Genomic DNA, 12,389 nt, shown 5'->3' with positions numbered 1-12,389 from the left:
GGGACGTCGGACCGGCGCGGGGTCAGCGCACCGGCCGGGGCGTTGCCGGGTGGTTGCCGGCGTTGACCAACTCGGCGACCGCCTCGCGGGGGCTCTTCTGCGTGACCAGACCCTCGCCCACGAGGACCGCGTCGGCGCCCGCGGAGGCGTACCGGATCAGGTCGTGCGGGCCACGAACGCCCGATTCGGCGATCTTGACGACGCTGCTCGGCAGGCCGGGCGCGATCCGCTCGAACACCGACCTGTCGACCTCAAGGGTACGCAGGTCACGGGCGTTGACCCCGATCACCTGCGCGCCGGCCTCCAGCGCGCGGTCGGCCTCTTCCTCGTCGTGCACCTCGACCAGAGCGGTCATGCCGAGCGACTCGATCCGCTCCAGCAGACCCATCAGGACGTTTTGCTCCAGTGCGGCGACGATCAGCAGGACCAGGTCGGCCCCGTGCGCGCGGGCCTCATGGATCTGGTAGCTGGAGACCACGAAGTCCTTGCGCAGCACCGGCACGGTGACCGCGGCACGGACAGCCGCCAGATCGTCCAGCGAACCGCCGAACCAGCGCCCCTCGGTCAGCACACTGATCGCCCGGGCCCCGCCGGCCGCGTAGTCGACGGCGAGGTCGGCCGGGTCGGCGATCTCGGCCAGCCGGCCCTTGGACGGCGACGAACGCTTCACCTCGGCGATCACGGCAACCCCGGGCTTACGCAGCGCCGCGTACGCGTCCATCGGCGGCGGCGCCGCCGCTGCCAGTTCACGGATCCGCTCCAGCGGAACCTGCTCCTGGCGTCGGGCGACGTCTTCACGTACGCCGGCCAGGATCTCGTCGAGCACGCTTACGGACGCTGCCTGGCCGGCCTCGTCCCCCTCCGCGTGCGCATGCTCAGCAGTCACGAACGGACTCCCCTCTCCGGGCGTCATGGGCCGATGCTAGGGGCAGCCGACCGACGCCGAATGCCGGGGGTATGGCGCTGCTCACGAAAAGGGCTGCGGCATAATGGCCGACTTGCCGTGAACGGGTTGTCACGCAGCGCCACCTCCGGTATTGACCAGCGTCACGAGGTATGGAGCCTGACGACCGCGGTCGGACCGGGCCGATCCATCGATCATGCCACCAGTTCCCGCCCAACGCCCGACGGCAGCGATGGTGATCGATGCTGTGAGCAAGCTCAAGGGCGAACGGACGCCCCTGGTCACGGCCGAGGCGGGACAGTTGACCGGGCGGTCACCGCGGCGAAACCTCGACGGGTGAGCATCGTCCTCAGGCAGACTCGATGGCGCGCCTGCCCGACCGCCGCAACTCCTCGCGCGAGGTGACCATGAGCATTTCCGAGCCGCACCCGACCATCGGACTGACCACCATCTCGCGGACGGTGGCATCACTCGCCGTCGGGGTGGTGCACACCGTGGAACGGGCCATGGTGGGCGAGGGACGGATGCGGACGGCACGAGGCAACGCCTGGGAGGCGGTCTGCGCCGACCGGGCCCGCGCCGACCAACGCGCCGAGCTGAACCGCCTGGTCGCCGAGCTGACCGCCGCCCGCGCCGCGAGTCGCCGCGCCCAGTGGGAACGCCAGCCGGTCGGCTGACCGCCCGCCGGCCGCCGCGCCAACCGGCCGCCGCGGTCACCGCCTCAGCCGGTCACCGCCTCAGGCGGTCACCGCCTCAGGCGGTCACCGCCTCAGGCGGTCACCGCCTCAGGCGGTCACCGCGTCAGTCGGCCGTCGGGTCCTCGCCCCGGTCCAGCGCGTCCCACGCCTCGGTGGTCCGCCGCCCCGCCAACGGGGTCGGCGGCGCGGCCGGGTCGCTCTGCGCCGCCGGGGGCTCCGGAGCGGTCCGCACCGGACGTTCGTACCGCGCTCCCATCGCCGGCCAGTCACCGCCCCGCACGGCCGTCCACCAGCCGCCAACGGCAGCCAGCAGACCGCCGAGCAGGCAGAGCGCCGGCCACTGCCGGCTCACCGAGCCGCCCACGTCGGCGACCAGCCCATACCCGCCGCCGGCCGCCACGGCCAGACCGAGCACGCCGAGCAGCACACCGAGCACCCGACGCAGGTGCCCCCGAGTGGCCAACACCGCGCCACCCCCGGCCAGCGTCACCAGGGCCAACGCCGGCAGCCAGGGCAGCAGGCTCGCACCGCTGCGGGTGTCGCGCACCGGCGGCAGAGGCGCCGGACGCACCGTCAGCTCCACCGACCAACCGCGCGTCGCGGCCCACAGCGCCAGGCCCGCGCCGGCCAGGCAGAGCAGCACGGCGTACGTCAACGCCCGCCGGCCCACGACGGACCGCTCCCCGCCCCTCACGATTTCGTCCCTTCGTTCGCGACTGCGGGGCTCCGCTTCGCTGCACTCCTCGCGCTCACCCCGGCTGGTCCTTCGTTCGCGACTGCGGGGCTCCGCTTCGCTGCACTCCTCGCGCTCACCGGGCGGGCCGGAGTGTTTCGGCGGCCGCGATCGCGGCCAGCACGGCCGCGGCCTTGTTCCGCGTCTCCTGGTCCTCGGCGGACGGGTCCGAGTCGGCGACCACCCCCGCCCCGGCCTGCACGTAGGCGCGGCCGTCGCGGATCAGCGCGGTCCGGATGGCGATCGCCATGTCCAGGTCACCGCCGAAGCCGAAGTAGCCGACGGTGCCGCCGTAGAGGCCACGACGGACCGGCTCCAACTCCTCGATGATCTCCATGGCGCGCACCTTCGGCGCCCCGGAGAGCGTGCCGGCCGGGAAGGTCGCGGCCAGCGCGTCGAAGGCGGTCTGGTCGTCACGCAGCGTGCCGGTGACTGTGGAGACGATGTGCATGACGTGGCTGTACCGCTCGATGGTGGCGAACTCGGGCACCTCCACGGTGCCGGGCTGACAGACCCGGCCCAGGTCGTTGCGGCCGAGGTCGACAAGCATCACGTGCTCGGCCCGTTCCTTCGGGTCGGCGAGCAGCTCGGCGGCGAGCGCGGCGTCGGCGGCGGGGGTGCCGCCCCGCGGCCGGGTGCCGGCGATCGGGTGCAGCAACGCCCGGCGTCGCCCGTCCGCGGCCCCGGTGACCTTCAGGTGCGCCTCCGGGGACGAGCCGACGATGTCGAACCCGTCGAAACGCAGCAGGTACATGTACGGGCTGGGGTTGCTGGTGCGCAGCACCCGGTAGACGTCCAGCGGGTCGGCATGGGTGGCCCGCTCGAAGCGCTGGGAGAGCACGATCTGGAAGCACTCACCGGCCCGGATCGCCTCCTTGGCCGCCTCCACCGCCTTCGGGTAGCCGCCGTCGGGCGTCCGGCAGAGCACCTCGCCGGCCGGCGGACGCTCGACGGTGGAGATCATCGGCGGGATGGGCCGGGACAGCGCCGTGGTCATCGCGTCCAACCGGCCCACCGCGTGGTGGTAGGCGGCGGCGACCTGCGGGGCGCGGTCCGGGGCGTCCAACGGCGGCAGCACCGCGTTGGCGACCAGGATCGCCGAGCCGTCGTAGTGGTCGAGCACCACCAGGTCGGTGGCGAGCATCATGCCCAGCTCCGGGACGCCCAGGTCGTCCTCGGTCAGCTCGGGCAACCGCTCGAAGCGCCGGATCAGGTCGTAGCCGAGATAGCCGACCATGCCCCCGGTCAGCGGCGGCAGGCCGTCGGACGGGTCCCCGACCGGGCCGGCCAGCGCCGCCACGGTCTCCCGCAGCATCCGCACCGGGTCACCCTCGGTGGTCAGCCCGGTCGGCGGCTGGCCCAGCCAGGTCGCCACGCCGTCGCGTTCGATGAGGGTCGCGCTGCTGCGTACGCCGATGAACGAGTACCGCGACCAGGCCATGCCTGCCGAGCCGACACCCTGCTCGGCCGATTCCAACAGGAACGTGCCCGGGCCGCCGGCCAGCTTTCGGTAGACCCCCACCGGAGTCTCCGCGTCGGCGAGCAGCCGCCGGGTGACCGGCACGACCCGCCAGTCGGCGGCCAGCGCGGTGAAGGTGGCCAGGTCGGGGCTGAGGGCGCCGTCGGTCATTGGAGGGCCTCCGTCCTCGTGACGGGCAGCTCGGTGAAGAAGCAGGTCCGGTGGCCGGTGTGGCAGGCCGCGCCGACCTGGTCCACGCTCACCAGCAGCGCGTCCCCGTCGCAGTCCAGGGCTACCGACCGCACGTACTGGTGGTGCCCGGAGGTGGCGCCCTTGACCCAGTATTCGCCTCGGCTGCGCGACCAGTAGGTGGCCCGGCCGGTGGTGAGGGTGCGGTGCAACGCCTCGTCGTCCATCCAGGCGACCATCAGCACCTCACCGGAGTCGTGCGCACGCACCACGGCGGCGACCAGACCGTCGGCGGTGCGGCGCAGCTGGGCGGCGATGGCCGGGTCGAGCCGGGACGGGCGCGCCGGCGCGGGCGCGGGCGCGGCCGGCTCGTTCGGATCGCTGGGGACGCCGGTCACCGGCGGGTCAGGTACGGGCACAGTCACCAATTCTCCCGCACGCGGCGCGGGCACCGCCGACCGCTCCCGGCAGGGCGACGGCGGAGGCCCCGAGGGCCGGGGCTGCGGCGAAGGCCCGGCCGGCCGGGCCAGCTGGGCGACATAGCGGTCCAGCCGGCCGTCGACCAGGGCGGCGGCCAGGTCCGCGCCGGCCGTGTCGGCGATCTCCTGCGCGTACGGACGGATCAACGGCAGTGTGCCGGCGACCAGTCGTACGGCGGCGGCCCAGAGTTGCCCGGTGGCGCCTGGGCGCAGCCCGAGGCAGAGCAGCATGTCCGTGCGGTAGCCGGGTGGGGCCACCGGCAGTTCCAGGGCTGCCGCGAAGGCTGCCCGGCGGGAGTGGACCCGCACGGACGGGTTGGCCGGGCGCAGCACCGAGGGGCAGAGCCGCGCCAGGTCGGCGACGGCGAGCCGGACCCCGAGGCGGTCGCTGGCCGCGCGGGCGGCGGCGGCCTTACCCAGCGTGGCGATCAGCTCTTCCAGTCGGGGTGGCTCGGCGGGCTGACAGAGCACCGGCAGGTCGATCCGGGGCCGCCAGTGCGGGTCGGCCCAGAGCAGCCGCGCGGGCGCGGTGACCGGCAGCCCGAACGCCCAGTCGGCCGGTTCGCCGAGACGGTGCACCCAGGACCGGACGTCCCGGGCGGCCACCGAGACGTGGGTGACCTGGCCTGCGGACTCGGCCAGGTAGGCCCGGCGGGCCGCGTACGGTGCGCCGCCTACCAGCACGTCGAGGTCGACGTCGCTGTGCGCGGTGGCGGCGCGGCGGGCGTGGCTGCCGCGCAACAGGATGCCGACGACCGGCCGCTCGGCGGCCTGTCGCAACCGCGCGGCCCAATCCTCAAGAAAACCGCTATTCGGTAACGGAGCGTGACCCACCGCGCCATCGTGCCGTACGTCCGATCAGGGCGCAATGCCCGTTGGCGGACTTCGTGTCCGGTCCGGAGCCTACTGCCCGTTCTCGCGCACTGCGCGACGGCCAGGCAGACACCGTTCCGGGGCGTTGCGTCCGGCGCGGTATTTCATCTAGCGTTGAGTTCAACGAGTGATGAGTTTTCTGTGGAGGTGTGTGATGGACGATGCGATAGCCGTCCGAGACCTGGTCGTCGACCGGGGTGGGCGGCGGGTGCTGGACGGCATCAGCTGCCGGGTCCGGCGCGGCGCGGTCACCGGGCTGCTCGGTCCCAGCGGCAGCGGCAAGACCACGTTCATGCGCGCGGTGGTCGGGGTGCAGCTGCTCAGTGGCGGAACGGTCACCGTGCTCGGCCAACCGGCGGGGACCCCCGCGCTGCGGCACCGGGTGGGCTACCTGACCCAGGCGCCGAGCGTCTACGCCGACCTGACCGTCCGGGAGAACGCCCGCTACTTCGCGGCCCTGTTCGGGCGTGGGCGCGCCGAGGCCGACCGGGCGATCAGCGATGTCGGGCTGGCCGAGGCGGCCGGTCAACTGGTCGGCACCCTCTCCGGCGGTCAACGCAGCCGAGCCTCACTGGCCTGTGCCCTGGTCGGGGAGCCGGAGCTGGTCGTCCTCGACGAGCCGACCGTCGGTCAGGACCCGGTGCTGCGGGCCGACCTGTGGGCCCGGTTCCACGACATGGCCGCCGCCGGCACCACCCTGCTGGTGTCCAGCCACGTGATGGACGAGGCGGCGCGCTGCGACCGCCTGTTGCTGATCCGCCAGGGGCGGTTGATCGCCGACGACACGCCGGAGGCGATCCGCGCCACCGCCGGCGTGGACGACCTCGACGAGGCATTCCTGCGGCTCATCCGGGCCAGCGAGGCCACCTTCACCAGCACCGAAGCGACACCCGCACGGGAGACAGCATGAACCCCCGAATCCTCGCCGCCACCACCGGCCGCATCCTGCGGCAGCTCCGACACGACCGGCGGACCATCGCGCTACTCGTGGTGGTGCCGGCCGCCCTGCTCACCCTTGTCAACTACATGTACGCCGACCAGCCGACCCCACCCGGCCAGCCGCCGACCTTCGACCGGATCGCGCTTGTGGTGCTCGGCATCTTCCCCTTCGTGATCATGTTCCTGGTGACCAGCATCGCCATGCTGCGGGAACGCACCTCCGGCACGTTGGAACGGCTGCTCACCACACCGCTGGGCAAGCTCGATCTGCTCTTCGGGTACGGCATCGCGTTCGGACTGGCCGCCGCCGTGCAGGCCGCCCTCGCCGCCTCGGTGGCGTACTGGATCTTCAATCTGGACACCGCCGGCAGCATCGGGCTGGTGATCGGGATCGCCGTGCTCGACGCCGTGCTCGGCGTCGCCCTCGGGCTGCTGTGCAGTGCCTTCGCGCGCACCGAGTTCCAGGCAGTACAGTTCCTGCCAGTCGTGGTGATCCCCCAACTGCTGCTCTGCGGGCTGTTCGTGGCCCGCGACCAGATGGCCGGCTGGCTCCAGGCGCTCAGTGACGCCTTCCCCCTGTCGTACGCCATCGACGCGTTGCAGGAGGTCGGCGCCCACGCCGAGCCGACCGGCCGGATGTGGCGGGACGTGGTGGTGGTGTTCGGCGCGGTGGTGCTGGCGCTGGTGCTCGCGGCGGCCACCCTGCGCCGACGCAGCGGCTGACCGCCGGCGACGGGGGCGGCGGCCAGCGCGGCAGCCGACCCCGTCGTGGGCCGGGCCGACCCATGACGTGCCCAGGCGGACGAACGAAGGGCGGCGATGACTCGGCGAACCGGCCGGCGACCCGGCAAACCAGGCACCCGGGAGGCGATCCTCGACGCGGCGCGGACGGCGTTCGCCGAACGTGGCTTCGACGCCGCCTCGATCCGGGCCATCGCCGGCACGGCGGAGGTCGACCCGGCGCTGGTGCACCATTACTTCGGCAGCAAGGACCAGCTCTTCCTGGCCGCGATGAACTTCCCGTTCGATCCCGGTCAGCTGGTGCCGAAGGTGCTCGCCGGTGACCGGGACGCCGTCGGCGAACGCATGGTGCGCGCCTTCCTCGGCATCTGGGACTCCCCGGTCGGCAGCGCCGCGCAGGCACTGCTGCGCTCCGCGGTGACCAACGAGTGGACCGCTCGGCTGCTGCGTGAGTTCGTCACCACCCAGGTGCTGCGCCGGGTGCTCGAAAACCTCGACGTCGATCCGGCCGAGCTGCCGCTGCGGGGTTCCCTGGTGGCCACCCAGATGATCGGCCTGGCAATGATGCGGCACGTGGTGCGCCTTGAGCCGGTCGCCTCGGCGGACCCGGAGACCCTGGTGGCCGCGATCGGTCCCACGATCCAGCGCTACCTCATCGACCCGCTACCCGCCTGACCCCGCTGACCGCCGGTCAGCGGGGTGGGTGGGCGTCGGCCGTCAGGCGCAGTGGGGGCAGCAGTCGGGGCAGCTCGGCCGGGTCCGCCACCGGGCCGGGGAAGGCGAGCCGGACGCGACGCCGGGCACCGGGGCGACCGAGGGCCACCACCAGCCCGTACCTGTCGATGCGCACCACCCGCGGCGGCCCGTCCGGGGTCTGCTCGGTCAACCCGAGCTGCCGGCGCAGGTACTCCGTCACCTGGGCGCCGTCGCACTCGGCGAGGTCGGCGAGCAGGCGGGCCTCGACCGGGTGCACCGGGTCCGGCTCGGCCTCGGCGTACTCCACCGGGTCGATCCGGCGCACGACGCCGGCCCGCTCCCAGCGGACCTCGACCACCTCGAAGCGGAACAACCGGAACCGGGTGCCCAGGTCGAGCAGGTCGCCGGTCGGCTCGACCGCGGCGAAGTCGACAGCCGCGTGGCGGGCCTCGTCGCCGCGCAGCTCGGCCGCCCAGCCGGACACCCAGGCACGACCCAGGCCGGGCGCGCCGGCGGCCGGCGGCAGGTCGAGCACGTCGAGGACCACCGCGACGTCGCTGCCCCCGGCGGACGGTTGCAGGGCGGCGGCCAGGTGGCTGGCCACCGGCACCAGCAGCAGCACCCGCCCGTCCGCGTCGGTGACGTGCCGGGCGTGGTGCGGGCCCGGCCGGTGGGCCAGGTGCACGAGACCGGGCAGGCGTCCGGCGACGAGGGTACGGACGATCTCGGCGGAGTTGGGCCGCATGGGCGCGACCTCCTTCAGAGGTTAGGCTTACCTAAGCCGGAGCCTAGAGCACCCGCCCGCCGACGTCCACCACTCCGCCGCACCTCACCGGGTCTGCTCCAGCCACGAGGCGTAGAGCAGGCCGTACACCGAGTCGGCGTCACGGACCAGCTCGTCGTGCGGGCCGCGCTGGACCACCCGACCCCGGTCCACCACGATCACCTCGTCGGCGCCCTGCGCGGTGGAGAGCCGGTGCGCGATCGCGAGGGTCGTCCGACCTCGGGTGACCGCGTCCAGTGTGCGTTGCAACCGCACCTCCGTCGCCGGGTCCACCGCGCTTGTCGCCTCGTCGAGCACCAGCAGGTCCGGGTCAGCCACGTACGCGCGGGCCAACGCGACAAGCTGACGCTCCCCGACACTGAGCGCCTCGCCGCGCTCCCCGACGGGAGTGTCCAGGCCCGCCGGCAGACCCTCCAGCCAGTCCGACAGGCCCAGCTCGGTGAAGGCGGCGCTCAGCTGCTCGTCGGTCAGGTCCGGCCGGGCGAACCGGACATTGTCCCCCACCGTCGCGTCGAAGAGGAACCCGTCCTGCGGCACCATCACCACGCGGGAGCGCAGCGAGTCGAACCGGACGTCCGTCAACGGCACCCCGGACAGCAGCACCGCCCCGGCCGACGGGTCCATCAGACGGGTCAGCAACTTGGCGAACGTGGTCTTGCCGCTGCCGGTCTCACCGACCACCGCCACCCGGCTCTTCGCCGGGATCTCCAGGTCGATGTCGTGCAGCACCGGCGGACCACCCGGATAGGCGAACCGCACACCGGCGAACCGAATGTCCAGCGGCCCGCCCGGCAGCTCCCGCCCCTGCTCCCCCGGGTCGGCCACGTCCGGGGCGACGTCCAGCACGTCCAGCACCCGACGCCAGCCGGCGATCGCGTTCTGCGCCTCGTTGAGCACCTCGGTGGCGATCTGCACCGGCTGGATGAACAGCGTCACCAGGAAGAGGAACGCGGTCAGCTGGCCGATCGACAGCGTGCCGTCCACCCCCAGCAACACGCCGAGCACCACCACCCCGGCCAGCGCCAGCCCCGCCGCCAACTCCCCGACCGAGCTGCCCACGATGCTGATCCGGATCGCCCGCTGCTGCGCCAGACGCTGCCCGTCGATCGCCTCGTCCAGCCGCCGCTCGGTACGCCCGGCGATGCCGTACGCCCGGATCACCGGGGCGCCCACCACGCTCTCGCCGATCGCGCCCAGCAGCGTCCCGGTGCGTTGACGCACCGTCGCGTACGCGCCGCCGAGACGGCGTTGCAACTGCCGGATGACGAACACCGCCGGCAGGAACGCGGCCAGGACCACCAGGGTCAACTGCCAGGAGTACGCCAGCATGACGGCCGTCGTGACCACCAGCTGACCGAGGTTGACCAGCAGGATCACCCCGCCCCACTGGAGGAACTGGGTGATCTGGTCGACGTCGCTGGTCACCCGCGAGACCAGCGAACCCCGCCGCTCCGACTGCTGGTGCAGCATCGACAGGTCGTGCACGTGTCGGAACGCCCGCGTCCGGACGTTGGCCAACGCCGTCTCGCTGACCGTGAACAGCCGCCGCATCATCAGGTAACCGCAGATCGTGGTGATCGTCAGGATCGCCGTGGTGATCACCACCACCGACCAGACCACGTTCAGGTTCAGACCACCGACGAGACCCCGGTCGATGCCCTGCTGCACGGCGACCGGCACGGCGACCCGACCGACCATGTAGACCAACGCCAGCGCCAACGTGCCGGCCAGACCGATCCGTAGCTCCGGCGAGAGCGCCAAGCCCCGACGCAGGGTCTGCCAGGTCGTCTCCTCCCGCGCCTCCTGGGTGTCACTACTCCGAGTCCTCGCGCTCACCGGGCTGGCCTTTCGTTCGCGACTGCGGGGCTCCGCTGCGCTGCACTCCTCGCGCTCACCGGGCTCGCCTTTCGTTCGCGACTGCGGGGCTCCGCTTCGCTGCACTCCTCGCGCTCACCGGTCCACCTCGATTTCCAGGCCCGAGGGCAACGGCGCCACATCGTCGCCGTACGAACTCTCCTGCGCGCGCTCGACCTCGGCCTGCTCGTAGGCGGTGACCAGGTCGACGTACCCGGGCACGGTCGCCAACAGCTCGCTGTGGGTGCCCCGGGCGACCACCCGCCCCTGCTCCACGTAGATGACCTCGTCGGCCAGGGCGATGGTGGCCCGGCGGTACGCCACCACCAGGATCGACGCGGCCGGAACCCCCGCCTGCGCGGTCGAGGACCGTAGTCCCGCCAGGATGGCCGCCTCCACTCGCGGATCGACAGCGCTTGTCGCGTCGTCGAGGACCAGCAGGCGCGGTCGACCGGCCAGCGCGCGGGCCAGGGTGAGCCGCTGCCGCTGACCGCCGGACAGCGAGGTGCCCCGCTCGCCGACCATGGTGTCCAGACCCTCGGGCAGCGCGGCGACGAATCCGTCCGCCTCGGCCAGCCGCAGTGCCGCCCAGACCACCTCGTCGTCGACGCCGGACCGGTCGAGGGCGATGTTGGCGCGGACCGTGTCGTCGAAGATGAAGGGCACCTGGGCGACCAGGGCCACCGTGCCGGCAAGCGACGCGGAGGTCAGCTCGCGCACGTCCACGCCGTCCAGGCTCACCGTGCCGGAGTCCGGGTCGACGAGGCGCGCCGCCAGCGACGTGATGGTGGACTTGCCGGCGCCGGTGGGCCCGACCAGGGCCACCGTCCGACCGGACGGCACCGTGAAGCCGACCTCGCCGAGGACCTGCGCGCCGGGCGGGTGCGCTTCGGCCGGTGGGTAGGAGTAGTGCACGTCGCTGAAGGTGAGGGTGGCCGGGCCGGAGCCGGCCGGGTCGAGCACCCGCTGCCCGTACGGCATCTCGCCGGTGGCGTCGAGCACCCGGCGGACCCGGTCCCAGCCGGCGACGCTGCGCGGCAGCTCGGCCAGCACCCACCCGATGGCCCGCACCGGAAAGGCCAGCACGGTGAAGAGGAAGGCCACGCTGACCAGCTCGGTCACGCTGATCGCGCCCTGGCGCAGCCGGAACGCCCCGACCACCAGTACGGCGAGGGTGCCGAGGCTGGGCAGCGTCTCCAGCAGCGGGTCGAAGATGCCGCGCAGTCGGCCGACCGCGATCAGCGAGTCGCGCAGCTCACCGGCGCGGCCCGCGAACCGGGCGGTCTCCTGGGCCTCGCGGCCCATCGTCTTGACGACCAGGGCGCCGTCGAAACTCTCGTGGGCGATCCCGCTGACCTCGGCGCGCAGGCGCTGCGCCCGGGCTTGGCGGGGGGCCATCCGGCGGGAGTAGACGACATTGAGCGCGAACAGCGCGGGGAAGACGGCGAGGCCGACCAGGGCGAGCGCCCAGTCGGTCGCGAACAGCGACACGATCGCGCCGACCAGCATCACCAACGTGCCGACGGCGAACGGTAGCGGCGCGATCGGATACCAGGCCGCCTCCACGTCGGAGTTGGCGTTGGACAGCAGGGTGCCTGTGGAGTTGCGGTGGTGCCAGGACAGCGGCAGCTCCAGGTACCGGCGGGTGACCCTGCGACGGTAGGAGGCCTGTAGGCGGTACTGCATGTAGCCGGCGCCGAGCCGGCGGCCGAAGATGCCCGCCACCCGCAGCACGCTGATCCCGAACAACGCGGCCGCGGCCAGCGCCAGGGTGCCGGCGCCCACCTCGCCGCGTTCGATCGCCGGGAGCGCCACCTCACCGATGACCGACCCGACGACCCGGGCGCTGACAATGATCATCCCGCCGAAGAGCACGCTGCCGACGACCGCCACCGCGAAGATCCGCGGCTGTTCACGGATCGCCTGCCGCAGGACCCCCAGCCCTCGACTGAGAACGTCCCGACTTGTCTTGCTCGCCACGCTCTCCCCCGCCGTAAGCCACAATTATCTCCCTCATCCTTACCGGTCGGGGCCAGTGCC

At 72.9% G+C, this 12,389-nt stretch carries 11 protein-coding genes and 1 pseudogene; 4 read left to right on the top strand and 8 right to left on the bottom strand.

Going from position 1 to position 12,389, the window contains the following annotated elements:
* Positions 1-22 precede the first annotated feature (22 nt).
* The gene (gene trpC / locus ACLQ3B_RS02700; RefSeq protein ID WP_030334428.1) at positions 23-826 is read right to left on the bottom strand and encodes an indole-3-glycerol phosphate synthase TrpC; all 804 of its coding nucleotides are present in this window, start codon (positions 824-826) and stop codon (positions 23-25) included.
* A 485-nt stretch (positions 827-1,311) separates the two neighbouring features.
* On the opposite strand from trpC, the gene ACLQ3B_RS02695 reads away from it, so the two are divergent.
* On the top strand, positions 1,312-1,581 hold the full coding sequence (locus tag ACLQ3B_RS02695; protein ID WP_425778014.1) for a hypothetical protein: 270 nt from the start codon (positions 1,312-1,314) through the stop codon (positions 1,579-1,581).
* A gap of 124 nt (positions 1,582-1,705) precedes the next feature.
* Here the strand turns inward: ACLQ3B_RS02695 and ACLQ3B_RS02690 are convergent, their stop codons facing one another.
* From ACLQ3B_RS02690 to ACLQ3B_RS02675, 4 genes and pseudogenes are all read right to left on the bottom strand, one after another.
* Positions 1,706-2,296 carry a Trp biosynthesis-associated membrane protein gene (locus tag ACLQ3B_RS02690; protein WP_425777002.1) on the bottom strand — a complete coding sequence of 197 codons (591 nt, stop codon included), beginning with the start codon at positions 2,294-2,296 and terminating at the stop codon, positions 1,706-1,708.
* 115 nt (positions 2,297-2,411) lie between these two features.
* Entirely contained in the window at positions 2,412-3,965 is a 1,554-nt protein-coding gene (locus ACLQ3B_RS02685; protein WP_425777000.1) for an anthranilate synthase component I, read from the bottom strand.
* Positions 3,962-4,402 (bottom strand): phosphoribosyl-AMP cyclohydrolase, encoded by a 441-nt coding sequence (gene hisI, locus ACLQ3B_RS02680; RefSeq protein ID WP_425778013.1) that lies wholly within the window; start codon positions 4,400-4,402, stop codon positions 3,962-3,964. The genes ACLQ3B_RS02685 and hisI overlap by 4 nt, the downstream gene beginning before the upstream one ends.
* Positions 4,403-4,609: 207 nt before the next feature.
* Positions 4,610-4,933, bottom strand: a pseudogene (locus ACLQ3B_RS02675) (phosphoribosyl-AMP cyclohydrolase); the annotation flags it as partial.
* Between the two features lie 556 nt (positions 4,934-5,489).
* Between ACLQ3B_RS02675 and ACLQ3B_RS02670 the strand changes: the two are divergent.
* The 3 genes from ACLQ3B_RS02670 to ACLQ3B_RS02660 all read left to right on the top strand — a co-directional run bounded on the left by ACLQ3B_RS02670 (position 5,490) and on the right by ACLQ3B_RS02660 (position 7,690).
* Entirely contained in the window at positions 5,490-6,245 is a 756-nt protein-coding gene (locus tag ACLQ3B_RS02670) for an ABC transporter ATP-binding protein (protein WP_425776998.1), read from the top strand.
* Positions 6,242-6,997, top strand: coding sequence for an ABC transporter permease (locus tag ACLQ3B_RS02665; RefSeq protein ID WP_425776996.1), 756 nt, complete (start codon positions 6,242-6,244; stop codon positions 6,995-6,997). Before ACLQ3B_RS02670 ends, ACLQ3B_RS02665 begins: the two co-directional genes overlap by 4 nt.
* 96 nt (positions 6,998-7,093) lie before the next feature.
* Positions 7,094-7,690, top strand: coding sequence for a TetR family transcriptional regulator (locus tag ACLQ3B_RS02660; RefSeq protein ID WP_425776994.1), 597 nt, complete (start codon positions 7,094-7,096; stop codon positions 7,688-7,690).
* Positions 7,691-7,706: 16 nt separating this feature from the next.
* Here ACLQ3B_RS02660 and ACLQ3B_RS02655 read toward each other — a convergent pair whose 3' ends face one another.
* From ACLQ3B_RS02655 to ACLQ3B_RS02645, 3 genes are all read right to left on the bottom strand, one after another.
* Positions 7,707-8,456, bottom strand: coding sequence for a DUF2470 domain-containing protein (locus ACLQ3B_RS02655; protein ID WP_425776992.1), 750 nt, complete (start codon positions 8,454-8,456; stop codon positions 7,707-7,709).
* An 84-nt stretch (positions 8,457-8,540) separates the two neighbouring features.
* Positions 8,541-10,331 (bottom strand): ABC transporter ATP-binding protein, encoded by a 1,791-nt coding sequence (locus ACLQ3B_RS02650; protein WP_425776990.1) that lies wholly within the window; start codon positions 10,329-10,331, stop codon positions 8,541-8,543.
* A gap of 114 nt (positions 10,332-10,445) precedes the next feature.
* A complete protein-coding gene (locus ACLQ3B_RS02645) occupies positions 10,446-12,329 on the bottom strand; it encodes an ABC transporter ATP-binding protein (RefSeq protein WP_425776988.1) in 1,884 nt (627 codons plus the stop codon).
* Positions 12,330-12,389 lie beyond the last annotated feature (60 nt).

Source organism: Micromonospora sp. DT53 (assembly GCF_049841535.1).
GTDB lineage: Bacteria > Actinomycetota > Actinomycetes > Mycobacteriales > Micromonosporaceae > Micromonospora.
Note: the sequence above shows the minus strand (reverse complement) of the source record. Positions and strands in the feature narration are given on the sequence as shown.